The following is a 22,831-nucleotide window of genomic DNA, read 5'->3' on the forward strand; positions in this document are numbered from 1 at the left end:
GACGCCGGCCGGCGTCGGCGGTGCACGGCGGAAGGCGGGATGCTCGGGCCGGGAGGCCGGCGTGGGACGGTCATGCCGGAACCAGGCGCAGGGGCAGCGCCTCCCAGCCCTTCAGGGTGTTGTGCAGGTAGGGGAGCGGCTCGCCGGCCGGCTCGAGGCGTTCGACGTGCGCGGCGAGCCAGTCGAGCACCACTTCCATTTCGAGCCGGGTGAGCGGCTGCCCGACGCAGCGATGGATCCCGGTGCCGAACGCGATCATGCCGGAGGCATCACGCTCGACCCGGAACCGGTCCGCGTCCGGGCCGAACTGCACGGGATCCCGGTTGGCGGCGCCGAGGAAGAGCACGATCTTGGTGCCGCCCGGGATACGCATTCCGCGGAACACGGTGTCTTCCGCGGTGGTGCGGAAGAAGGACTGGAAGGGCGACTCGAAGCGGAGCACCTCGTCGATCGCGAACTTGGTGAGCCGGGGGTTCCTGCGGATCCGGGCCCACTCGTCCGGGTGCCCGGCCAGCAGTTTGAGTGCGTTGCCGAGCCCGATGACCGTGGTGTCCAGCCCGGCGGAGAGCAGCGCGCGGACCAGCAGCGGCGCCTCGTCTGCGCCGATTCCGCCGGCGTCCGCGATCTCCCAGAGCCGGGCGCCCAGACCGCCCGGCGCCAGATTGTGCCGGGCGGTGCGGTCCATCACCCATTCGAAAGTGCCGGCGCCCTGCTCGACGAAGCGTCGCTGCCGTTCGTCCTCGGGGCCGAAGTAGCTGAAGCTCATCGCGCCCTGGCTGACCAGGTTCTCCGCCCGGCCCTCGCGCGGAATGCCGACGGCATCGCCGAAGACCCGCAGCGGAAAGGCCTCGGCCAGGTCCTTGACCCCGTCGATGGTGCCGCGGGCCAGCAGCTTCGGCAGCAGTTCCGCGGCGTAGGCCTCGAAGCCGGCCCGGAGCGCGCGGACGCCCTTCGGCGAGATGACGGAGGCCATCGCCTTGCGCAGCCGGGTGTGCACGGGCGGGTCGGAGTCCAGGATGCCCTGCGGCTTCCACGACGGCTCCCGGTGCAGGTTCCGAGGTCCCACCCCGGCCCCGCTGATGAAGGTCGCGGGGTCGGCTAGGATGTCGCGGCACTCGGCGTAGCGGGTGAAGGCGAGGACGCCGTACTTCTCCAGGTAGACCGCGGGGCCGGCCGAGCGCATGCGCTCGAACAGCGGGTACGGGTCCGCCAGGTTCGCGTCCGAATACGGGTCCTCGCTGCAAATCGTCGCGGCCCGATAGTCCAGCACTTCCGCCATCTGCGCCCCTCCGCCTGTCTTAGGTGGCCTCCACCCTAGCCCAGCCGGACCAGTCCGTACGAAGGGGGCACGCCGGCGCCGTCTTTACGTAGAGTGGGTACAAGGACGGTAACCGCACGGCCAAGACCTCCCGGGAGGGAATTGCGTGAAGGCGTTGTTCAAATCCGGTCCGCAGCCGGGCTTCGAGCTCGTCGACCGGCCCGAGCCGGTGCCGGGCGACAGGGACGTGAAGATCCGCGTCATGACCACCGGCATCTGCGGCACCGACCTGCACATCCAGGCGTGGGATCCCTGGGCGCAGGCGAATGTCCCCACGCCGCTGGTTCCCGGCCACGAGTTCTACGGCGAGGTCGTGGAGGCCGGCCACTTGGTGCAGGACGTCAAGGTCGGGGACCGCGTCTCCGGCGAGGGCCACATCGTATGCGGGACCTGCCGGAACTGCCGGGCCGGCCGAAGGCAGATGTGCATCCGCACTATCAGCGTCGGAGTCCAGCGGGACGGGGCCTTCGCCCAGTACGTCGTCATCCCGGACACCAACGCCTGGGTCCACCACGACGAGTCCATCACGCCCGAACTGGGTGCCATCTTCGACCCGTTCGGCAATGCCGTCCACACCGCGCTGAGCTTCCCGCTGGTCGGCGAGGACGTGCTGATCACCGGGGCCGGGCCCATCGGCCTGATGGCGGTAGCGGTGGCACGCCACGCCGGCGCGCGCAAGATCGCGATCACGGACGTTTCCGCCTCTCGGCTGGAACTGGCCAAGCGGATGGGAGCCGACATGGCCGTGGACGTCGGCCGCATGCACCTGGACGAAGCACAGGCCCGGCTGCACCTGGCCGAGGGGTTCGACATCGGCCTGGAAATGAGTGGCCGCGCGTCGGCGCTGCGCGAGATGATCGACAACATGACGCACGGCGGACGGATAGCGCTGCTTGGCCTGCCCGCCGAGGAGATCGCCGTCGACTGGGGCAAGGTGGTCACGCACATGCTCACGCTCAAGGGCATCTACGGGCGCGAAATGTTCGAGACCTGGTACGCGATGAGCGCGATGCTCCAGTCCAACCGGCAGCTGCATGAGTCGGTCTCCGGGGTGATCACGGACGTGCTGCCGGCCTCCGATTGGGCCGCCGGGTTCGAGACCGCGCGCGAAGGCACCGGCGGCAAAGTCGTCCTGGACTGGACCCGGATCTGAAGGAGGGCCGATGTACACAGCCATGAAGGATCAGCTCGCCGCGGAGCTGCAGGGGATCCGCGACGCCGGGCTGTTCAAGGCCGAACGCCGGATCACCTCCCCGCAGTCCAGCCACATCACCGCCGGCAGCGCCGGCTCGGCGGCGGCGGAGGTGCTGAACTTCTGCGCCAACAACTACCTGGGCCTGGCGGACCATCCGGAGCTGATCGCCGCCGCGAAGACGGCGCTGGACGAGCGCGGTTTCGGCATGGCCAGCGTCCGCTTCATCTGCGGCACGCAGGACAAGCACCTCGAGCTGGAGCGGCGGGTCTCGCAGTTCCTCGGCACCGAGGACACCATCCTGTTCTCTTCCTGCTTCGACGCCAACGGCGGCGTCTTCGAGGCGCTCTTCGGCCCCGAGGACGCCATCATCTCGGATGCGCTGAACCACGCCTCGATCATCGACGGGATCCGGCTGTCCAAGGCGCAACGCTACCGGTATGCCAACCGGGACATGGCGGAGCTGGAGGCGCGGCTGCGGGAAACTGCGCAGATGAACGACGGCGGCGGCGCCAGGCGGCGGGTCATCGTCACCGACGGGGTCTTCTCCATGGACGGCTACCTGGCCCCGCTGCGCGCCATCTGCGACCTCGCCGAGCAGTACGACGCCCTCGTGATGGTGGATGATTCGCACGCCGTCGGCTTCATGGGGGACAGCGGCGCCGGCACGCCCGAGCACGCGGGCGTCGCGGACCGCGTGGACATCTACACCGGCACGTTCGGCAAGGCCCTCGGCGGCGCCTCCGGCGGCTACGTGTCCGGCCGCGCGGAGATCGTCGCGATGCTGCGCCAGCGCGCCCGGCCGTACCTGTTCTCCAATTCCGTGGCCCCGGCGATCGTCGCCGCCACGCTGCGGGCACTCGATCTGGTGGCGGGCTCCGGGGAACTGCGCGGCCGGCTGCGGGAGAACGCCGCGCTGTTCCGGAGCCGGATGGCCGAGGAGGGGTTCGACCTGCTGCCGGGCGAGCACCCGATCGTCCCGGTCATGTTCGGCGACGCCGTGCTCGCCGCGAAGACCGCTGAGGAGATGCTCCGGCGCGGCGTCTATGTCACCGCCTTCAGCTTCCCCGTGGTGCCCCGCGACGCGGCCCGGATCCGCGTGCAGCTGTCCGCCGCGCACAGCAAGGGCGACGTCGAGCAGTGCGTCGCTGCCTTCGTGGCGGCCCGTGCGGCGATAGGCGGGGGCTGATGGGACTGCGGCACCGGCTCAAGAAACGCCGGCCGTCGCAGGACGCGATGGTGCGGGCGTTCTGGCAGTGGTGGGAGGACGAGGCGGCAGCGAAGATCTGCACCGGCGGCGAGGGCTTCGCCGATCCCTACGTCAAGCGGCTGAACCAGCGGATCTCGCGGATCAGCCGGGGCCTGGCCTGGGAGCTGGGCACCGGGTCGGTGGCGGAGCACGAGCTGGTGATCTTCGCCGAGCAGCCCGCCCAGGCCGCGCTGGCCCGCCGCGTGCTGAAGGCGGCCCCGGCCCCGGACCTGCACTGGGAATACTCGGACCGGCGGCAGGCGGCCGCGGACTTCGAAGAGCTCACGCTCGGCATCTCCGGCGAGGACTTCGCGGCCGAGGATTTCCGCGTGCGGCTGCTGCTCAACCGCTACTCCGCGGACATCGCCGTCTACCACCCCAACCTGGCGCAGCTCCCCGAGAACAAGCGCATGCTGCCGGTCTCGGTGATGCTGGACCACGCCATCGGGCAGGCGGATGCGGCCGCCTGGATCGGCATCGTCGAGCCGGTGCTGCAGCCGCATCCGGAGGACATCCCGCTCACCGGCCTGCGGGAGGTCGTCGACCGGCTGCGCGCCGGCGCCCTGGACGAGCACGGGCAGCCGATCTGGGAGGAATTGCACGGGGTGGCCGTGGACGGGGAGCCGATCACCGCCGTCGTCCAGGTCCCGCTGGTCTCCGCCTTCTGGCCGGACTTCGACCAGCACGTGGCCATCCGGCTGGCCTACCAGACGGAACTCGGCGGCGGCCAGCCCGGCGGCACCTCGGCGCAGCGGCTGCAGGAGCTGGAGGAAGCACTCTCCGCCGGCCTGGGCGCGGACGGCAGGCTCGTGGCGACGGAGACCACGCCCGGCCGCCGGACCCTGCACTTCTACGTGGACTCCACCACCTCGGCCGCCTGGCAGCTGGAGGCCGGCAGCGTGGACTGGCCGGAGGGGCAGGTCGGCGTGGGCGCCGAAATGGATCCGTCCTGGTCCTCGGTGAAGCACCTGCGGCTGCGCTGAGTCCCGGCAGGCGGCCCCTCCCGGCGCCGGAAAGAGGCGGGCCCGCTAGCTGAGGCCGCCGGTCAGTTTGCTGTAGGCGCGGAAGTAGCGCAGGCCCAGCTCGCGCGCACCGGCGGCGCTGTAGTGGATGGTGTCGCCGGCGGTCGCGGCCCCCTGCGGTCCCTCGACGAAGGCCGTCAGTGGCCGTTCCGAGGAGATGGCGCGGTGCACGCGGTCGATGCCGCGCGCCGACGGGCTGGCGACGACCCACTCGGGCACCATTCCGCCGGCCAGGAACGGCACCGGCCCGAGCTCCGCGCGGAACAGGTCGATCAGCTGCAGCAGCTTCCGCCGGTACCACCGTTCGTCCACCCGGGCCATGGCGTCCGCCTCGCCCTGGTGCCAGAGGATCGCCGCCAGCCGGTGGGACGGGTTCAGCGCCAGCGCCCGGGCGCAGGCGTCCGCGGCGCGGCGGGCCAGGTTGACCGCCGCGGCCTTGTTGTCCGGGTCCCAGCTGTAGTCCGCGTTGCCCGCGAAGCCGGTGCCGCCGCGGGCCGCCGGCACGAGCAGGACCTTGCGGTCCGCCTCCTGGTGGAGCCAGAGCTGGCGGCCGAACTCCATCCCCGGCCCGACCGCGGGCGATCCGCCGAACAGGTACTGGGTGACGTGGAAGAGCGAGTCCTCGGCCGGGAGCACCTTGCCCGCGTACGGCCCCGAACCGGCGAGCTGCTCGACGCCGTCGAACCCGGCGTCGAGCGCGGGATCGTAGGGCAGCCCGGCGCCCTGCATGTTGGACTGGCCGACCAGAAGCACGACGTCGGCGCCGGCCTTGCGCGGATCGGTCCGGCCGTTCTTCGGGGCGGGGAGGCCCGCGGCCTGGCCGCCCGCGGCGGCCGGGCGGAGGAGTTCCGCGAGGGCGCGGTGCGTGGCCGAGGATGGATCGGCGACCAGCCGCGCGATGTCCTCGTCCGACGGCGGCACGGTGGGCCCACTGCCCGGGAGGCCCGGGGCGCCCGTGGCGGCGTGGGTCGCGGCCGCACCGGCGGTCCCGGCGCCCAGGCCGACGGCGATGATGGGAACGGCGCGCTGCAGCAGCGTGCGGCGACTCGGAATCTGCCTGCCCTCTGCGGCCGGCTCGGACTGGTCTGGTTCCACGAAGCGCCCCCTCCCGCGCAGCGACGGCCGGCGTTGAGGCTGCCGGCCGGACACAGGAATCAGCTTAGCGGCGAATCCAGCTCCTGCTCGACGGCCTCGAGGAGCGTGCCTCCGGCGACCAGTACGCGGACGGCTTCGATCTCCGGGGCCAGGTAGCGGTCCGGACCCGGTCCCTCGACGACCTTGCGGATCTGGCGCCGGGCCGCCGCGATGGCGGGCGAACTGCGGCAGGTGTCGACGCCGCCGTCGCGCATGTCCAGCGCCCGGGCCGAGGTCAGCAGCTCGACCGCCAGCACGCGGGTTAGCCCGTCCACCGCCCGGCGCAGCTTCAGCCCGGCGGCCCAGCCCATGGAGACGTGGTCCTCCTGCATCGCCGAGGACGGGATGGAATCGGCCGAGGCGGGGTTGGCCAATCGCTTGAGCTCGGAGACGATGCCGGCCTGGGTGTACTGCGCAATCATGTGGCCGGAATCCACGCCGGGATCGCCGGCCAGGAAGGCGTTCAGCCCGTGGCTGCGCGCGGCGTCCAGGAAGCGGTCGGTGCGGCGTTCGCTCATGGAGGCCAGGTCCGCCACCGCGATGGCCAGGAAGTCCAGCACGTAGCCGACCGGGGCGCCGTGGAAGTTGCCGTTCGACTCCACTCGGCCGTCCACCGTGACCACCGGGTTGTCGATCGCTGAGGCCAGTTCGTAGCCGGCGACGGACTCGGCGTACGCCAGGGTGGAGCGGGCCGCGCCGTGTACCTGCGGGGCGCAGCGCAGCGAGTAGGCATCCTGCACCCGGGTGAAGCGGTGTGCGTTGCCGCCCGCTTCCTTCTGCCCCGCGACCAGGTCCGAGCCGGCCAGGATCCGGCGCATGTTCGACGCCGCGCTGATCTGTCCCGGGTGCGGGCGCAGCGCGTGCAGGTCCTCGGCCAGCACGTCGTCCGTGCCGAGCAGGCCCTCGATGCTCATCGCGGCCGCGAGGTCCGCCGTCTTCAGCAGCCGGTGAAGGTCGTCCGCCGCCATGAGCAGCATGCCGAGCATGCCGTCCGTGCCGTTGATCAGCGCCAGGCCCTCCTTTTCCCGCAGTTCCACCGGCTCAAGCCCCGCGGCAGCCAGCGCGTCCGCGGCCGGCGCCAGACCGCCGTCGTGCGTGCGCACCTGGCCTTCGCCCATTAGGGCGAGGGCGCAGTGGGCCAGCGGCGCGAGGTCACCGGAACAGCCCAGCGAACCGTATTCGCCGATGACGGGCGTGATGCCGGCATTGAGGATGCCGGCATAGGCCTGCGCGACGGCGGGGCGCACCCCGGTGCGGCCGGTCGCCATGGTGGCCAGCCGGTTGAGCATCAGCCCGCGGACTACCTCCCGGTCCACCTCGGCGCCGGAGCTTGCGGCATGGCTGCGGATCAGGCTGCGCTGGAGCTGCGTCCGCTGCTCGAGGGGGATCTGCCGGGTGGCGAGCGCGCCGAAGCCGGTGGAGACGCCGTAGTGCGGCTTGTCGTCCGTGACCAGGGCCTCGATGACGGCGCGGGACTCCGCCATCGCCGCGAGCGAAGCGTCGCTCAGCTCGACCCGGGCGCCGTGGCGGGCGACGGAGACCACCTCGGCGGGGGAGAGCGGGCCGGTGGAGACGGTGACGGTGGCCGCGACGGGGGCCGGAGTGGTAGCCGGGGTGGTCATGGTGCCTTTCGGATGCTGCGGGCGGGGATGATGCTCAAGTCGGGTTTTCACTCGGCGATCAGGGCCTGGTAGTCGGGCTCCTTTTCGAGGACACCGTACTTCTTGGCCGCGGTGCCCAGCTTCTGGAGGGCGTCCATGTTCACGTCCTCGTGCCACGTGGACATTTCCACCTTGCCGGCCAGCTCGGGCGTGATCTTTGCGTAGTCCTGGATGATGGTGCGCACCTCGTCGTCATTGGCGGCGGCGAACTCGAAGGACTTGGCCAGCGCTCGCCGGAAACGCTCCACGAGTTCGGGGTTCTTCTGCAGGGTCTCCTGGGAGGCGAAGTAGAAGGCGGAGTCGAAGTTGTCGGCCAGGTCGGTCATCGGGCTGGCCACGATCGTGCCGCCGGCGTCGAGGATCTGCGTGCGGAACGGCTCGGTGGTCCATGCGGCGTCAACGTCGCCGCGCTCGAGGGCGGCCGGCATGTTCGGGTAGGGCATCTCGACGAAGTCAACACTCTGCGGATCGGCGCCGGCCTGCTCCATCGAGTTGCGGATGGTGACGTCGGCGAAGTTGTTGAGGGCATTGACGGCCACGGTCTTTCCGGACAGGTCGGCGGCGTCCTTTATGCCGCTCTCCGGCATGGCGGCGACCTCGGTGACGTCCTGTCCGGCTTCATTCGTGGAGCTGGAGCCGTTGGAGACGACGGAAATCGGCAGCCCCTTGTCCTGTGCGACCAGCAGCGAGACGGCGTTCGAGTAGCCGAACTGGTACTCGCCGGTCATGACAGCCGGAACGATGGCGGCCCCGCCCTGCGCCAGCTGGACCTCGAGGTCGATCCCTTCATCCTCGAAGTAGCCCTCCTGGATGCCCAGGTAGACGGGGGCGACGTCCGTGATGGGAATGAGCCCGACGCTGACCTGTTCCAGGTTCCCGGAGCCCTCGCTGCCCGTGGCCGGGGCCGAATTGTTGGAGGACGGGCTGCCTCCGCCGCAGCCCGCTAGTACCAGGGTGGCTGCGGCTGCTGCGGCGGCCGCAGCGGTGCGGCGGCGGACGGACCTGAGGGCCGAGGACTGTGTCACCATGTGTGCTCCCGATATGCCGAAGGGCGGTAGGGGTATTTCGTTCTGTAAAACGCCAAGACTGCTAACTGAAAGGTACAGAGGGCGCGGCGCCGCGTCAATGCTTTTCGTGCAACAGTATTGCCGGTCAATGAAATGAGTGTTTTACTGAGTGCAACAAATCCACGAGATTCCGGAGCGTGACCATGGCTTCCGCCAACGGGCCCGATGCCACTACCCGCGCCGCCGACCGCGCCCTCGGCCTGCTGCGCGTGGTCTGCGAGCGCGACGGCGTCAAACTCGCCGACGCCGCCAAGGAAGTCGACTTGTCGGCGAGCACGGCGCTGCGGCTGCTGCGCACCCTCGAGGCCAGCGGCTTTGTGGCGAAGCGGGGGGACGGGCTCTACCGGCCGGGATTCCGGATGGTGCAGCTGGGCGTGCAGGCCCTGAGCCACGAGTCGCTGGTCGCAACGAGCCGCGCCTCGCTGCGGGCCCTGGTCGAGCGCACCGGCGAATCGGCCTACCTGAGCGTTGCCACAGGCCCCGCCCACGGCCTGTACCTGGCCATCGAAGAAGGCACGCACACGGTCCGGCACGTCAACTGGGTGGGCCGCGCCTTCCCGCTGGACGGCAGCGCCGCCGGCCAAGCCCTGGCGGGCGGCGTGGAACCGGGTTCCTTCGCCGTCGTGGCCAACGGAGTGGAGCCGGATATCACCGCGGTGGCCGCCCCGGTCCTGGCCGGATCCAAGGTCGTGGCCGCCCTGAGTATCGTCGCGCCCAGCTACCGCACCACCAAGGAGGCCGCGCGGTCACTGGGCGAGCTCGTCGCCGCGGAAGCCGGCCGGCTGTTCGCCAACCCCACGGTGGTCGATCCGGCCGCCACAACCGCCCCGTTCGCCTCCTGACAGCCCCGACGGACAGAAAGAGTTCGACACCATGACGTTCACCCGGCACGATCCCTCCCGCTCCATCCGAGCGCCCCGCGGCACCGCCCTGACTGCCAAGAGCTGGCAGACCGAGGCGCCGCTGCGGATGCTGATGAACAACCTGGATCCCGAGGTCGCCGAGCGGCCGGAGGACCTGGTGGTGTACGGCGGCACGGGCCGTGCAGCGCGCAGCTGGGAAGCCTACGACGCCATCATCCGCACCCTCGAAACCCTGGAGAAGGACGAGACCCTGCTGGTGCAGTCCGGCAAGCCGGTCGGCGTGCTGCGCACCCATGAGTGGGCCCCGCGGGTGCTGATCGCCAACTCGAACCTGGTGGGGGACTGGGCCAACTGGCCGGAGTTCCGCCGGCTCGAGGCCGAGGGCCTGATGATGTACGGCCAGATGACCGCCGGCTCCTGGATCTACATCGGCACGCAGGGCATCCTGCAGGGCACCTTCGAGACCTTCGCCGCCGTGGCGGCCAAGAAATTCGCAGAGCAGGGAGCCACGCTGGCAGGAACGCTGACCCTGACCGGCGGCTGCGGCGGCATGGGCGGGGCCCAGCCGCTCGCCGTGACGCTGAACGGCGGAGCGTGCCTGATTGTCGACGTCGACGAGTCGCGGCTGCGCCGCCGCGCCGGCAAGCGCTACCTGGATGAGGTGGAAACGGACCTGGACGCCGCCGTCGCAAAGGTCCTGAAGGCGAAGGAGGAGAAGCGTCCGCTCTCCGTGGGCTACGTGGGCAACGCCGCCGCGGTGTTCCCCGAGCTCCTGCGCCGGCACAGAGCCGGCGAACTCACGGTCGACGTCGTGACGGACCAGACGTCCGCCCACGACCCGCTGAGCTACCTGCCCGAAGACATCGCGTTCGAGGACTGGCGCGCCGAGGCCGAGGCGGACCCGGCCGGCTTCACGAAGAAGGCGCAGGCATCGATGGCCCGGCACGTGCAGGCGATGGTGGAGTTCCAGGATGCCGGCGCCGAGGTGTTCGACTACGGCAACTCCATCCGCGACGAGGCCCGCAAGGGCGGCTACGGGCGGGCCTTCGAGTTCCCCGGCTTCGTCCCCGCCTACATCCGCCCGCTGTTCTGCGAGGGCCTGGGCCCGTTCCGCTGGGTGGCGCTCTCCGGCGACCCGGAGGACATCCGCGTCACGGACCAGGCGATCAAGGAGCTCTTCCCGGAGAACGATCACCTGCACCGCTGGCTCGATGCGGCCGCCGAGCACGTCGAGTTCGAGGGCCTGCCCGCGCGGATCTGCTGGCTCGGCTACGGCGAGCGGCACAAGGCGGGCCTGCTGTTCAACCGGCTCGTGGCCGAGGGCAAGGTCTCGGCGCCGATCGTGATCGGCCGGGACCACCTGGATTCCGGCTCGGTCGCCAGCCCGTACCGGGAGACCGAAGCGATGGCGGACGGCTCGGATGCGATCGCGGACTGGCCGCTGCTCAACGCGCTGGTCAACACGTCCTCCGGCGCCACCTGGGTGTCCATCCACCACGGCGGCGGCGTGGGCATCGGCCGCTCCATCCACGCCGGGCAGGTCTCCGTCGCCGACGGCACCGAGCTCGCGGCGCAGAAGCTGGAGCGCCTGCTCACCAACGACCCGGGCATGGGCGTCATCCGCCACGTCGACGCCGGCTACGAGCGCGCCGCGGAGGTTGCCGCCGAGCGCGGGGTGCGCATCCCGATGGGTGAGTAGGGTAGTGCCCATGGACACCGTCACATCGTTGCTGGACTCCATTGCCGACGTCGGACGCGACCCGGTGCGCGGAGGCTACACTCGGCCGGTCTACTCGGCGGCCGAACTGGACCTACGCGCCTGGTTCAGCGAGCAGGCCGGACGCCGCGGGCTGGCGGTCGACACTGACCGCAACGGCATCCTCTGGGCCTGGTGGGGCGAACCGCAGCGGGGCGCCCTGGTCACCGGCAGCCATCTGGATTCGGTGCCCGGCGGCGGGGCCTTTGACGGGCCGCTGGGCGTCGCATCGGCACTGGCGGCCGTGGACGTGCTCAAGGCACGCGGCGTGGAGCCGAACCGGTCGCTGGCCGTGGCGGTCTTTCCCGAGGAGGAGGGCTCCAGGTTCGGCGTCGCCTGCCTCGGCTCGCGGCTGCTCACCGGCGCCATCGATGCCGACAGGGCGAGGAATTTGAGGGACGACGACGGCAACACCCTGGCCGACGTGGCCCGCCGCAACGGACTGGACCCCCGGCTGCTGGGCCGGGACGAGGAGGCGCTCGGGCGGATCGGGGACTTCGTCGAACTGCACGTCGAGCAGGGCCGCGGCCTTGGCGAGGACGGGCCCGCCATCGCCGTCGGAACTTCCATCCTTGGCCACGGCCGCTGGAAGCTGAGCGTGCATGGCCAAGGCAACCACGCGGGCACCACCCTGATGGAGGACCGGCAGGATCCCATGGTGGCCGCCGCGCAGATCGTCCTGGCCGTGCGGCAGGTCGCCGCCGCCCGCAGGGACGCCCGGGCCACGGTGGGGCGGCTGCAGCCGGTGCCGGGCGGGACCAACGTCATCGCCTCCCGGGTGGACCTCTGGCTGGACGTCCGGCATCCCGACGACGAGGTCACGGCCGGCCTGGTGGAGGCCATCCACGGCAAGGCGCAGAAGATCGCGGCCTTCGAGGGCTGCACGGCGACGCTGACCGAGGAGTCCTTCAGCGGGACGGTGCAGTTCGATGCGGCACTGCAGCGGCAGGTCGGCAACGCCCTACCCGGAGCCCCGCTGCTGGCCACCGGAGCGGGGCACGACGCCGGGGTGCTGGCCGGCTATGCGCCGTCGGCCATGGTCTTTGTCCGCAACCCGACCGGCATCTCGCATTCTCCCGAGGAACACGTGGAGGACGCGGACGCCGATGCCGGGGCCGAGGCGCTCGCGGACGTGCTGGAGGCCCTGCTGTGAGCGGCGTCTGGTGCGAGGCGGGCTGGATCCGCGGCCGCGGCGTGCTCGAGGGCGTCCGGCTGGAGGTCGACGCGAGCGGAATCGTGACCCGGATGAAGACCGGCACGAAGCCGGAGCCCGCCGACGTCCGGCTGTCCGGAGTGGCATTCCCGGCGGCGGCGAATGCGCACTCGCACGCCTTCCACCGGGTGCTGCGCGGCCGCACCCACGACATGGGAGTGGGCAGTTTCTGGAGCTGGCGCGAGCAGATGTACAAGGCCGCCGGTGCGCTGACGCCCGAGGTCTACGAGCAGCTGGCCACTGCGGTCTTCGCCGAGATGGTCGTTGCCGGCTTCACCAGCGTGGCGGAATTCCACTACGTCCACCACCGGCCGGACGGCACCCCCTACGGCCCGGAGTCCGGCGGCGAACATGCGATGGAGCTCGCGCTGGCCCGGGCGGCGGTGAACGCGCGGATCCGGCTGACGCTCCTCGACACCTGCTACCTGGCTGGCGGCATCGGCCAGCCGCTGGCGCCCGAGCAGGCCCGGTTCGGGGACGCCGATGCGCAGGCGTGGCTGACCCGGCTGCAGTCGCTGCGCGAGACGGTGGCGCGGAAGTTCGGGCCGGACCAGGTCACGGTCGGCGCGGCCCTGCACTCCGTCCGCGGGGTGCCGGCCGAGGCGCTGCCGGACATCGCCGAACAGCTTCCAGCGGACCTGCCGCTGCACATCCACCTGTCGGAGCAGCCTGCCGAGAACCAGGCGTGCCTGCAGGCCACCGGCATGACGCCGACGGCCCTGCTCCACCGGCACGGCCTGCTCACCGACCGCCTCAGCGCCGTGCATGCGACGCACCTGACCGAGGCGGACATCGCGCTGCTCGGCCGCGCCCATGCCACCATCGTGATGTGCCCGACGACCGAAGCGGACCTCGCGGACGGGATCGGCCCCGCCGCGAAGCTGCGGGACGCGGGCGCCCGGATCGCCCTCGGCACGGACCAGCACGCCGTCGTCGACCCCTGGCTGGAGATGCGCGCGCTGGAACACGGCGAACGGCTGCGCTCCGGCCAGCGTGGCTGGTTCCGGCCCGAGGACCTCCATCAGTCGGCCACGGACAGCGGCGCCCTGTCGCTCGGGCGGAAATCGGCGGGCTTCCGGCCGGGCAGCTACGCCGACCTGATGGCGGTGGACCCGGCCAGCGTGCGCACCGTCGGCTCCCGGCCCGACCAGCTCGCCCTCACGGCCACCGCGCAGGATGTTACCGCCGTCGTCGTGAGCGGACGGCTGGCCGCGCGCCACGGAATACACGCCACGCTGGGCGATCCCGCACGGCTGCTGGCCGCGGCGATCGAGCGGGTGGACGACGCCGGTGCGCGGGCCGTAGGCCGGCACGGCGAGCCTTCGGTCTCCGCGGCGGACGGCGTCTCGGCATGACCCGGCCGTCGACGCTGATCACGAACATAGGGGAACTCACAACCGTGGACCCAGCCCGCGGCGCGGAGGGCGTGCTGCGGAATGCCGCCGTCGTGATGGAGGGTGAGCGGATCAGCTGGCTCGGCTCCGCGGCGGACGCGCCGGACGCGGACTCGCGGTTCGACGCCGAGGGCCGAGCCCTGCTGCCGGGCTGGGTGGACTCGCACACCCACCTGGTTTTCGCCGGGGACCGGACGGCCGAATTCGAGGCCCGGATGGCGGGGCAGGACTACGCCGCCGGCGGGATCGCGGTGACGGTGGCTGCCACCCGCGGGGCCAGCGACTACGACCTGACCCGGCTCCTGCTGGGCCGCGCCGCGGAGGCCGTCGCCGGCGGCACCACCTACCTGGAGACCAAGACGGGCTACGGGCTCTCGGTCGAGCAGGAGGCCCGCAGCGCCCGGATCGCCTCCACCGTGGCGGACCAGGTGACCTACCTGGGCGCCCACCTGGTGCCGGCGGGCGCGGACGCGGACGAGTACACCGAGCTGGTCTGCGGCGGAATGCTGGCGGCGGTGCGCCCCTACGTGCAGTGGGCTGACGTCTTCTGCGAGCGCGGCGCGTTCACCGAGGAGCAGTCGCGCCGGGTACTCGCGGCCTGCCGGGACGCCGGGCTGGGCCTGCGGGTGCACGGCAACCAGCTGGGCGAGGGGCCCGGCGTGCAGCTGGCTGTCGAGTTCGCAGCCGCCAGCGTTGACCACGTCAATTACCTGACCGACGTCGACGTGGACGCGCTCGCGGGCACGTGGTCCGGCTGGGACACCCGCGGCGGGACGGGGGAGCGGGGCACCGTGGCTACCTGCCTGCCGGCCTGCGACCTGTCCACCCGCCAGCCGCTGGCCCGCGGACGCAGGCTGCTCGACGCCGGCGTCGAGATCGCGCTGGCCTCCAACTGCAATCCCGGCACCTCGTACACGAGTTCGATGAACTACTGCGTGGCCACGGCCGTGCTGCAGATGGGGTTGAGCGTGCACGAAGCTGTCCGTGCGGCGACCTATGGCGGCGCGCTGGCGCTGGGCCGGCACAGGGGGTCGGACGAGGACGGCCTGCGCGCGGTGGGATCGGTCGCCGTCGGACACCGCGCCGACCTGCACCTGCTCAACGCACCGTCCGTGACGCACCTGGCCTACCGGCCGGGCATGCCGCTGACCGCGGCCGTGTGGCGGGCCGGCGAACGGGCTGTCTGAGCCCCTTGCGGGACAGTCCCGCGCTGGCGAGCGGGCGGACTGATCCCTTCCCCGGGATAGCCCCGCGCCGGCTACGGGGTTCATCAGGTCGGCCGACTGGCTATGGGGTCCAGTCCGGGTCGCGGCCTGCCAGACCCAGGGTGCGGTCCAGTAGCCGGGCATCCTCCGGCACCTCGACCACCGGCCCGAACACGCCCTCCCGGGCGGCCGGTTCCTCCGTGGACTGCAGGACGAAACCGTGGACCGCCTTCAGGCTGACCGGATCACAGCTGAAGGGCTGGTCCGTGCCGCGGGAGAGATCCCACCCGTGGAGAACCAGCTCGTCCAAGGCGACCAGCCCCATCACCTCGGCGGGCAAGGTGACGCCGCCGGCCCGCGCCATGCCCTCCCAAGCGGCAGGTTCGGCCCACGCCGCCGTCAGCTCATCGAGTCGTTGAGGAAGGAGGCGGCGCCAGTCCGGATCCAGCCGCACGCCCGAGCCCCACATCTCCGCGGGAGATCCCGCTAGCCCGTCGTCGTAGCCGGCCTCCAGGGACGCCTTCGTCGCCGCGTCGCGGAAGGCGACGGTGAGTCCCATGAAATGGTCCAGCAGGTCCCCGACGGTCTTCCCTTCGCATGGCGTCGCAGCGTCCAGCTGACGGTCCTGGATGCCCACGGCCAACATGGCAACCTCGCGCGCTGCAGGAACTAGATCGATCATGCCGGGTGCCTCCTCGGACGCTCGCCTGCCGTTGCTCCAGTGTGGCCGCGGGCCACGCGGGCCGCAAGTGCCTCAACGCCCGGCCTGCGAGAGGAACATGCGCGCCGTTCCCGAGCACCCGGACCGCCCGTGGCTCGAGAGCGGATCGCGGGAAGTGGAGCCAACCCTGACTGCGCGAGGTAGATGCCCGCCGTTCCCGAGCATCCGGGCCGCCCGCGGCGCGAGAGCGGATCGCGGGAGGTGGCCGAACACCCTGCCTGCGCCGTATGCATGCCCCACAGCCGCCGGCTTGGCAAGATAGATCCATGCAGAGCGAGACCGTGACGACCGGGGCGATGCCCCGCACCCGCAAGTACTACCGGGCCGAGATCCTGATCGTGCTCGGCCTCTCGCTGGGCCAGTCCGCCGTCTACTCCATCGTGAACCTGGCCGACAAGATGACCCGCGGCCCGCTGGCCTCGCAGACCACGTCCCTGAACCCGGTGCTCAACGAGCGCGAGTTCTTCGACCTGCTCTACCAATTGCTCGGCATCTTCTTTGCCCTCGTGCCGGTGGCGCTGGTGGTGCTCCTGATGACCTCGCCCGGCAAGACAGCCTTCAGGAAGATCGGTTTCACCTTCTCCCGGCCGGGCATCGACTTCGGCCTCGGCTTCGGCCTGGCCGCCCTGATCGGCGCCGGCACCCTGGGCGTCTACGCTGCCGGACGGGCCCTGGGAATTACGACGGCGGTGGTCCCGGCTGCCCTCGACCAGTACTGGTGGACGGTTCCCGTGCTCATCCTCTCCGCCCTCCGCCACGCCGTCCTGGAGGAAGTCGTCATGGTCGGCTACCTGTTCGACCGGCTGGCCAAGCTTGGCTGGGGGACCTGGACCGTCATCCTCACCAGCGCCGCGATCCGCGGCAGCTACCACCTCTACCAAGGGATCGGGCCCGGCGTCGGCAACTTCCTGATGGGCCTCATCTTCGGATACGCCTACACCCGGACCCGCCGCGTCATGCCGCTCGTCGTCGCCCACGCCCTCCTCGACATCGCCGGCTTCGTCGGCTACGCCCTCCTCGGCCCCGCCATCGGCATCGGCAACTGACCCACCCCATCCGCTCCCGCACCGACTCACGCAACCCCGCGGCGGGCTCAGCCGAAGCGGCCCGCTCCGTTTTGGCAGCGAGCTCCCACTCGAACTGGAGCCGCGCGGCCAAAACGGAGCGTCATACCAAGCCGGAGCGGAAGACGCACGAAACAGTTGCCGCTACATATTGGTCCAGCTCTGGCTCCAACGATCCTGTGGGAGTCCCGCCTGGCGAAGGAGGGAGACCAAGCGCGGCGGCTCTTGGGAATCGGGCTGCCAGATGTCATCCCACATCCAGCGGGAAACCCGAATACCGGTGGCCCTGATGCGATCCTCACGCTTCTTCTCCCGAACAACTGCACCTGCGGGGGTGTCGCCCTTCAGATAGGCGTCCCGGGAGTACTTGACGGCCCCGTCGAACTCGCCTGCCAGTTTTTGGAGCGGCCAGAAGAAGTCCAGGATTCCGACCCTACTGCCCTGCGGATCATCGACCGGCCACTGCAATTGCGGTTCCGGAAAGTGATTCACGTACATGAGAGCCCTTGAGTAGGACTCGCCGGCAGACTGCGCCGCCCCATTGGTAAAGGCCAGCACCTTCTCGACCCGGCGCCGTTTCGCAGGGGGCAGCATCGAAGCCAGAAACCGGAGCCGCTCAACGTCGAGGGCAGCAAGGCCGTGCCGGTCGTCGACTCGAAGGACATGGTCCATTGCAGGCACGGCTTCCGCGAAGGGGCTGTTGGCGGCGATATCTATGACCGTCTGCGCTCGGGATGTCACTATATAGCCGCCATATGTGGTCAGCGGCTCAAGAAGCACGCACTGCTGGACGGCCACTCCCGAGCGTGTGCGTCCATGCGTACCATCGCGTGCCAGGACGTACACCAGGGGCGATCGGCGGATTACCGGAATGCCCCATAAAGCGGCGGCGGATTGCCGGATCAGTGCCCGGTCCCTCCTCCCGGTCCCGACAACAGCGTCGATGCGGACCCGCTGTTGCTCCCACCACGGCAGTTCTTCGAACGGCGCCGCCTCTGCATACACGCCGCGGCGGAGCCTAATGAGCTTTCCGATTCTGGCCTTGACCGCCAGCGCATGCCGGTCCTGGCCTGCTATTTCGACGTCTCGGGAATAGATGAGTCGCATGCCCACAGCCTGCCGCCAGACAGAGCGGTAGGTGCATGGTCATGTCCGGGTCTGTGGATCCCGAGAGCCCCGGCGATCCTGTGTAGGCAGAATGCAAGAGGCTCCGTTTTGGTTGCTCCGCTCCAGTTCGAAGCGGAGCAGGCAACCAAAACGGAGCCTCAGGCAGAAAAGGGGCGCGGGCGCCGGGAACTAGAGCTCGACGATGCCGTTCGGGGTCTCGAAGCGCACGGACATGATGCCCGGCGTGCCGTTCGGTGCCGTCCAGGCGACCTTGATGTCGTCCAGGAGCGCGTCCACCGGCGTGCCCAGCCAGTCCGCCACCCGCGCCGAGGAGCCGGCGATGGTCAGGCCGATCAGCTTGGCGGTCGCATCGTAGGCCTTGGACGGATGCAGGTCTTCCGTGCCCTCGTCCCAGCGCAGCATGTACGGCACCTGCGGGTCCGCGATCAGGCCCTTGATGCCGATCTGCTGCCAGGTCAGCTCCCGGCCGTCGGGGAACTTGCGATTGCCCGGGACGGCATGCCGGCCCAGCCTTTCCTCGAACGGCGCGAGGTCGTCGACCTCAACGCACCAGCCCATCCAGCCGCCGCCGGCCTCGGACCGGGCGCGCACCGCCTGGCCGAAGGGTGCCTTGTCCGACGCCGGGTGGGCCAGCACCTCGACGACCTCGAGATAGTGGTGGTCGGCAAGGGGGAAGATCGTGTTCCGGGTGCCGAAGCGGGGATGCACCCCGCCCTTGACTGCCTCGATGCCTAGGGCCGAGGCAATACGCTCGGTGGTGGCAGCCAGGCCATCGGGTTCACATGCATAGGAAACGTGGTCGAAACGCATAACTCATCTTGGCATTTTGTGATGTGCCTCTCGACTTAGGGTGGCCTAAGCTACATTCACACGCCGTCACATACTTGCCGATCCGCAGGCCTTCGCCGAACCTTGATACAGGTCATGAGTGCCAGCATCGAGCCCCGGCTTGCTGGCCGGCAACCCTCCAACCGCGGTGGGGTGCCCCGGGTGAAGACCTGGTTTCCGCCACCAGGCGCGAAGCAAGCGCGGGTCGCAACCTGCAGCCACGCCACCGGCGGCCGCAGTGCTGACCCCTTCATATCAGCGAGGGAGTTGCAGTTATGTCCAACAACTGGTCATTCGAAACCCGTCAGATCCACGCCGGCCAGGAGCCGGATGCGGCAACCGGAGCCCGGGCGCTGCCGATCTACCAGACCACATCGTTCGTCTTCCCCAGCACCGACAGCGCGGCCGACCGCTTTGCGCTGCAGGAGCTGGCGCCCATCTACACCCGCATCGGGAACCCCACGCAGGAAGCCGTCGAAACCCGCATCGCCAGCCTCGAAGGCGGCGTCGGCGCGCTCCTGTTGTCCTCGGGCCAGGCCGCGTCCACGTTCTCCATCCTGAACTTGGCGGAGGCCGGAGACCACATCGTTGCCAGCCCGAGCCTCTACGGCGGCACCTACAACCTGTTCCAGAACACGCTGCGGAAGTTCGGCATTCAGGTGACCTTCGTGGCGGACCCGGACAACCTGGACCAGTGGCGCGCGGCCGTGCAGCCGAACACCAAGGCATTCTTCGGCGAAGTCGTCTCGAACCCGCGCCAGGATGTCCTGGACATCGAGGGCGTCAGCGCCGCCGCCCATGAGGCCGGCGTGCCGCTGATCGTCGACAACACCCTGTCCACCCCGTACCTGATCCGTCCGATCGAATGGGGCGCGGACATCGTCGTGCACTCCGCCACCAAGTACCTGGGCGGCCACGGCAGCGCCATCGCCGGCGTCGTCGTGGACTCGGGCAACTTCGACTTCGCCAAGGACCCGGAGAGGTTCCCGGGCTTCAACACCCCGGACGAGAGCTACAACGGCCTGGTCTTCGCCCGCGACCTCGGCGTCGGCGGCGCGCTCGGCGCGAACCTCGCCTACATCCTCAAGGCACGCGTCCAGCTGCTGCGCGACCTGGGCTCCTCGGTGGCACCGTTCAATGCCTTCCTCATCGCCCAGGGCCTGGAGACCTTGAGCCTGCGCGTGGAGCGGCACGTTTCCAACGCGCAGCAGGTGGCGCAGTGGTTGGAAAAGAACGACGCCGTCGAGTCCGTTGCGTACGCGGGGTTGCCTTCCAGCCCGTGGTACGACCGCGGCCGCAAGTACGGCCCGAAGGGAACCGGGGCCATCATCGCCTTCGAGATCTCCGGCGGACTCGAAGCCGGCAAGCGCTTCGTCGACGGACTGGAACTCCATTCGCACGTGGCTAACGTCGGTGACGTACGCTCGCTGGTGATCCACCCGGCGTCGACCACGCACGCGCAGCTGTCGCCGGAGGCCCAGGCCGCCGCCGGCGTCACCCCGGGCCTCGTCCGGCTCGCCGTCGGCATTGAACACATCGACGACATCATCGCGGACCTGGAAGCCGGTTTCCGCGCGGCCAAGGGCGCAGCCTAGGCGCTTAGAGATGAAGGAATCACGGGCATCACTTTGACAACACTGCAACCACAGGAATTGCTGAACACGGCAGCGGACGGCATCTTGCGCCACGCATCCATCGGAGCCCTGGAATTCGAGACCGGCGGCTATCTGCCGGAGGTCGTCCTCGGTTACGAGACCTGGGGCACCCTGAACGAGGATGCCTCCAATGCCGTGCTCATCCAGCATGCCCTGACCGGCAGCACGCATGTTGCCCGTGGAGTCTCCGACGAGCCGGGCTGGTGGGATGCGCTGGTGGGCCCCGGGGCAACCATCGATACCGACAGGTACTTCGTGGTGGCTGCCAACATGGTTGGCGGCTGCTACGGATCCACTGGCCCGGCATCGCCGGGACCGGACGGACGTCCCTGGGGCTCCCGCTTCCCGATGGTCACCGTCCGTGATTCGGTCCACGCCGAAGCCCGTCTCGCGGACCTGCTCGGCATCCGCCGCTGGCACGCGGTCCTCGGCGGATCCATGGGCGGGGCACGGGCGCTCGAATGGGCCGCGACCTATCCCGAGCGCACAGCCCGCTGCGCCGTGATTGCCTGCGGCGCCGCCAGCACGGCGGAACAGATCGCCTTCGCCCAGGCCCAGGTTTTGGCCATTCGGCTCGACCCGAACTTCAACGGCGGCGACTACTACGAGGGTCCGGCCCCGGTGGACGGCCTCGGCATTGCCCGCCGGATCGCGCACATCAATTACCGCTCCGAGCCGGAGTTCGAGTACCGCTTCGGCCGCAACGCCCAGGGCGCCGAGCAGCCCTTCGGCAGCGTCACCGCCGCCGGCCGCGGCCGCTACGCGGTGGAAAGCTACCTGGACCACCAGGCCACCAAGCTGGCGGGCCGCTTCGACGCCAACAGCTACATCCACATGACCGAGGCCCTGATGAGCCACGACGTGGCCCGCGGACGCGGCTCTGTGGCTGAGGCCCTGGCGGGAGCGGAGACCGAGTTCCTGATCGCCGCCGTCGACTCGGACCGGCTGTACTTCCCGGAGCAGTCGCGGCAGCTCGCAGCGGCTCTGCCCAACCCCGTGAAGGTCCACATGATCCAGGTGCCGACCGGCCACGACGGGTTCCTGACGGACATCCACCAGCTGCACGACGAGTTCGCCGCCAGCTTCTTCCCCCGCGGCTAGCTTCGCACCTCCGCCGGCGGCGGCAGCGCCAGCTCCACGGGCTGCTAACCGGCGGCGGCGCGCACGGAGATGTCCGCGCTCAGCGGCCGGGCCAGGAACGTCCGGTACCGTTCCAGCGCACTGTGCAGCGCCTGCTCTTCGCCATCCTCCAGCGTCCGGTGCAGCAGGAGATTGACGACGGCGGTGCCCGGCTTGAGTGCGTGCTGCCAGTTCCCGATCATCCGCCCGTCCAGAAGCACCACGTGGCTGGGCACCTTCGCGTTGGCCGGGGCGGGAGCGGCGCCGCCCAGATAGCCACGGGTGGGGGTGTAGCCCATGACGTACTCGTCGTAGCACTGGATCAGGTCCACCCGCGGACTGCGCGGACCGCGCGCGGGGGACCCGCCGTCGTCGAACCAGAGGAACTCGTGGCCGTCGACCACGGCAGAATCAACACCGGAATAATCAACACCGGCAGAATCAACACCGGCGGCACCATCCGCGCAGCCCGCCGATACCGCGAGGCCGCGCCGGACGTCTGACTGCGTCAGGCGGGACCACAGCGCGCAGTCCTTGACGGTGGCCGGGCCGTGGCCGGAAAAGTAGCGACGGACCAGCATCGCCAGGGCCGTGTCCCGGTCGAAGCCGCAGGACAGACGGGGCACCCGCTCGTCGAAGGCGGCATAGGTCTGCCGCACGGTTCCGCCGGGGGTCGGCCGCGGCACGCCGCTGACCAGGACCTCGTCCAGCTCCGCGTGGTAGACCAGATGGGCCAGCCGCTGGTTGCGCAGCGGGGAGCCCATGAGTTTCTCCCCGGTGTCCGGCAGCAGCCCGGCCTGTTCCAAGGCGGCGGCCAGGTCCTCCCGGGTCGCGTTCCGACCGTCCGCGACGACGGCGCCGAGCACGTCGTTGCTGCTGCACACCGTGTCGGCGTCGATCCCCAGCTGGCGGTCCCGCGACGTGTTGCCGGCACGCAGCCGCGGGGCGGAGAGCATCATCAGCCAGCGCAGGTCCCCTCGGTGCACGAAGTGCCAGGTCGGCCGGAGCACGTGGGTCCGCAGGACCGTCCCGCCCCTGATGGCCGAATCGACGGCTCCGGCGTCGTCCTGCCCGGAACCGGCGCACCGCTGGGCCAGGGACCAGCGCGCGTACGCGTACTCCTGGGCCTGGACGGCCAGCAGGGCCTTCACGGCAGCGGGTGCGTCCGCGGCTCCCGGGCCCCAGAGCCGCTGGGCCAGCAGCCGCCGGCGCGGAATCGCGGCTGCCGCCAGCACCCCCGGC

The 22,831-nt window shown here is 70.4% G+C and carries 19 protein-coding genes and 1 riboswitch; of the genes, 11 read left to right on the top strand and 8 right to left on the bottom strand.

Annotation, left to right across the window (positions count from 1 at the left end; all coding sequences use genetic code 11):
• Window positions 1-70: 70 nt before the first annotated feature.
• A complete protein-coding gene (locus OC550_RS04235; RefSeq protein WP_262104051.1) occupies window positions 71-1,279 on the bottom strand; it encodes a cytochrome P450 in 1,209 nt (402 codons plus the stop codon).
• A 145-nt stretch (window positions 1,280-1,424) separates the two neighbouring features.
• Here OC550_RS04235 and tdh point away from each other — a divergent pair, with 145 nt between their 5' ends.
• From tdh to OC550_RS04250, 3 genes are read left to right on the top strand one after another with little or no spacing between them, the layout of a single operon-like run.
• Window positions 1,425-2,471, top strand: coding sequence for an L-threonine 3-dehydrogenase (tdh, locus tag OC550_RS04240; RefSeq protein WP_262104052.1), 1,047 nt, complete (start codon window positions 1,425-1,427; stop codon window positions 2,469-2,471).
• Between the two features lie 10 nt (window positions 2,472-2,481).
• Complete coding sequence (locus tag OC550_RS04245; protein WP_262104053.1) at window positions 2,482-3,699, top strand: glycine C-acetyltransferase; 1,218 nt, start codon at window positions 2,482-2,484, stop codon at window positions 3,697-3,699.
• Entirely contained in the window at window positions 3,699-4,742 is a 1,044-nt protein-coding gene (locus tag OC550_RS04250; RefSeq protein ID WP_262104054.1) for a DUF695 domain-containing protein, read from the top strand. The genes OC550_RS04245 and OC550_RS04250 overlap by 1 nt, the downstream gene beginning before the upstream one ends.
• Window positions 4,743-4,787: 45 nt before the next feature.
• Here the strand turns inward: OC550_RS04250 and OC550_RS04255 are convergent, their stop codons facing one another.
• Genes OC550_RS04255 through OC550_RS04265 form a run of 3 tightly spaced genes read right to left on the bottom strand, consistent with a single transcriptional unit; the run spans window position 4,788 to window position 8,604 of the window.
• Entirely contained in the window at window positions 4,788-5,876 is a 1,089-nt protein-coding gene (locus tag OC550_RS04255; RefSeq protein WP_262104055.1) for a sialate O-acetylesterase, read from the bottom strand.
• A gap of 59 nt (window positions 5,877-5,935) precedes the next feature.
• Window positions 5,936-7,537, bottom strand: coding sequence for a histidine ammonia-lyase (gene hutH / locus OC550_RS04260; RefSeq protein ID WP_262104056.1), 1,602 nt, complete (start codon window positions 7,535-7,537; stop codon window positions 5,936-5,938).
• Window positions 7,538-7,584: 47 nt separating this feature from the next.
• Entirely contained in the window at window positions 7,585-8,604 is a 1,020-nt protein-coding gene (locus OC550_RS04265) for an ABC transporter substrate-binding protein (RefSeq protein ID WP_262104057.1), read from the bottom strand.
• Window positions 8,605-8,786: 182 nt separating this feature from the next.
• On the opposite strand from OC550_RS04265, the gene OC550_RS04270 reads away from it, so the two are divergent.
• The 5 genes from OC550_RS04270 to OC550_RS04290 are packed head-to-tail and all read left to right on the top strand — an operon-like array spanning window position 8,787 to window position 15,056.
• A complete protein-coding gene (locus OC550_RS04270; RefSeq protein WP_262106247.1) occupies window positions 8,787-9,485 on the top strand; it encodes an IclR family transcriptional regulator in 699 nt (232 codons plus the stop codon).
• A 31-nt stretch (window positions 9,486-9,516) separates the two neighbouring features.
• Window positions 9,517-11,205 carry a urocanate hydratase gene (locus tag OC550_RS04275; RefSeq protein ID WP_262104058.1) on the top strand — a complete coding sequence of 563 codons (1,689 nt, stop codon included), beginning with the start codon at window positions 9,517-9,519 and terminating at the stop codon, window positions 11,203-11,205.
• Between the two features lie 10 nt (window positions 11,206-11,215).
• Window positions 11,216-12,415: an allantoate amidohydrolase gene (locus OC550_RS04280; RefSeq protein ID WP_262104059.1), complete on the top strand. Its 1,200-nt coding sequence runs from the start codon at window positions 11,216-11,218 to the stop codon at window positions 12,413-12,415.
• A complete protein-coding gene (locus tag OC550_RS04285; RefSeq protein WP_262104060.1) occupies window positions 12,412-13,830 on the top strand; it encodes a formimidoylglutamate deiminase in 1,419 nt (472 codons plus the stop codon). The genes OC550_RS04280 and OC550_RS04285 overlap by 4 nt, the downstream gene beginning before the upstream one ends.
• The gene (locus tag OC550_RS04290) at window positions 13,827-15,056 is read left to right on the top strand and encodes an imidazolonepropionase (protein WP_262104061.1); all 1,230 of its coding nucleotides are present in this window, start codon (window positions 13,827-13,829) and stop codon (window positions 15,054-15,056) included. Before OC550_RS04285 ends, OC550_RS04290 begins: the two co-directional genes overlap by 4 nt.
• 100 nt (window positions 15,057-15,156) lie before the next feature.
• Here OC550_RS04290 and OC550_RS04295 read toward each other — a convergent pair whose 3' ends face one another.
• Window positions 15,157-15,756, bottom strand: coding sequence for a TIGR03086 family metal-binding protein (locus OC550_RS04295; RefSeq protein ID WP_262104062.1), 600 nt, complete (start codon window positions 15,754-15,756; stop codon window positions 15,157-15,159).
• 305 nt (window positions 15,757-16,061) lie between these two features.
• On the opposite strand from OC550_RS04295, the gene OC550_RS04300 reads away from it, so the two are divergent.
• Window positions 16,062-16,841 carry a CPBP family intramembrane glutamic endopeptidase gene (locus tag OC550_RS04300; protein WP_262104063.1) on the top strand — a complete coding sequence of 260 codons (780 nt, stop codon included), beginning with the start codon at window positions 16,062-16,064 and terminating at the stop codon, window positions 16,839-16,841.
• Window positions 16,842-17,003: 162 nt separating this feature from the next.
• Here OC550_RS04300 and OC550_RS04305 read toward each other — a convergent pair whose 3' ends face one another.
• Window positions 17,004-17,966 (bottom strand): hypothetical protein, encoded by a 963-nt coding sequence (locus tag OC550_RS04305; protein ID WP_262104064.1) that lies wholly within the window; start codon window positions 17,964-17,966, stop codon window positions 17,004-17,006.
• A 189-nt stretch (window positions 17,967-18,155) separates the two neighbouring features.
• On the bottom strand, window positions 18,156-18,797 hold the full coding sequence (locus OC550_RS04310; protein WP_262104065.1) for a VOC family protein: 642 nt from the start codon (window positions 18,795-18,797) through the stop codon (window positions 18,156-18,158).
• A gap of 110 nt (window positions 18,798-18,907) precedes the next feature.
• Window positions 18,908-19,022, top strand: a riboswitch (SAM riboswitch).
• A gap of 68 nt (window positions 19,023-19,090) precedes the next feature.
• Between OC550_RS04310 and OC550_RS04315 the strand changes: the two genes are divergently transcribed.
• Both OC550_RS04315 and OC550_RS04320 read left to right on the top strand, forming a co-directional pair.
• Window positions 19,091-20,410, top strand: coding sequence for a bifunctional o-acetylhomoserine/o-acetylserine sulfhydrylase (locus OC550_RS04315; RefSeq protein WP_262104066.1), 1,320 nt, complete (start codon window positions 19,091-19,093; stop codon window positions 20,408-20,410).
• Between the two features lie 33 nt (window positions 20,411-20,443).
• On the top strand, window positions 20,444-21,571 hold the full coding sequence (locus OC550_RS04320) for a homoserine O-acetyltransferase (RefSeq protein ID WP_262104067.1): 1,128 nt from the start codon (window positions 20,444-20,446) through the stop codon (window positions 21,569-21,571).
• A 44-nt stretch (window positions 21,572-21,615) separates the two neighbouring features.
• Here the strand turns inward: OC550_RS04320 and OC550_RS04325 are convergent, their stop codons facing one another.
• On the bottom strand, window positions 21,616-22,824 hold the full coding sequence (locus OC550_RS04325) for a winged helix DNA-binding domain-containing protein (RefSeq protein WP_262104068.1): 1,209 nt from the start codon (window positions 22,822-22,824) through the stop codon (window positions 21,616-21,618).
• Window positions 22,825-22,831 lie beyond the last annotated feature (7 nt).

Source organism: Arthrobacter sp. Marseille-P9274 (genome assembly GCF_946892675.1).
In the GTDB taxonomy this organism is placed as follows: Bacteria; Actinomycetota; Actinomycetes; order Actinomycetales; family Micrococcaceae; genus Crystallibacter.

Coding starts and splice junctions, on each gene's coding strand:
- hutH (WP_262104056.1), bottom strand. CDS start 7,537: ATGACCACCCCGGCTACCACTCCGGCCCCCGTCGCGGCCACCGTCACC.
- OC550_RS04290 (WP_262104061.1), top strand. CDS start 13,827: ATGACCCGGCCGTCGACGCTGATCACGAACATAGGGGAACTCACAACC.
- OC550_RS04315 (WP_262104066.1), top strand. CDS start 19,091: ATGTCCAACAACTGGTCATTCGAAACCCGTCAGATCCACGCCGGCCAG.
- OC550_RS04235 (WP_262104051.1), bottom strand. CDS start 1,279: ATGGCGGAAGTGCTGGACTATCGGGCCGCGACGATTTGCAGCGAGGAC.
- OC550_RS04245 (WP_262104053.1), top strand. CDS start 2,482: ATGTACACAGCCATGAAGGATCAGCTCGCCGCGGAGCTGCAGGGGATC.
- OC550_RS04265 (WP_262104057.1), bottom strand. CDS start 8,604: ATGGTGACACAGTCCTCGGCCCTCAGGTCCGTCCGCCGCCGCACCGCT.
- OC550_RS04310 (WP_262104065.1), bottom strand. CDS start 18,797: ATGCGTTTCGACCACGTTTCCTATGCATGTGAACCCGATGGCCTGGCT.
- OC550_RS04275 (WP_262104058.1), top strand. CDS start 9,517: ATGACGTTCACCCGGCACGATCCCTCCCGCTCCATCCGAGCGCCCCGC.
- OC550_RS04300 (WP_262104063.1), top strand. CDS start 16,062: ATGCAGAGCGAGACCGTGACGACCGGGGCGATGCCCCGCACCCGCAAG.
- OC550_RS04250 (WP_262104054.1), top strand. CDS start 3,699: ATGGGACTGCGGCACCGGCTCAAGAAACGCCGGCCGTCGCAGGACGCG.
- OC550_RS04270 (WP_262106247.1), top strand. CDS start 8,787: ATGGCTTCCGCCAACGGGCCCGATGCCACTACCCGCGCCGCCGACCGC.
- OC550_RS04295 (WP_262104062.1), bottom strand. CDS start 15,756: ATGATCGATCTAGTTCCTGCAGCGCGCGAGGTTGCCATGTTGGCCGTG.
- OC550_RS04280 (WP_262104059.1), top strand. CDS start 11,216: ATGGACACCGTCACATCGTTGCTGGACTCCATTGCCGACGTCGGACGC.
- OC550_RS04305 (WP_262104064.1), bottom strand. CDS start 17,966: ATGCGACTCATCTATTCCCGAGACGTCGAAATAGCAGGCCAGGACCGG.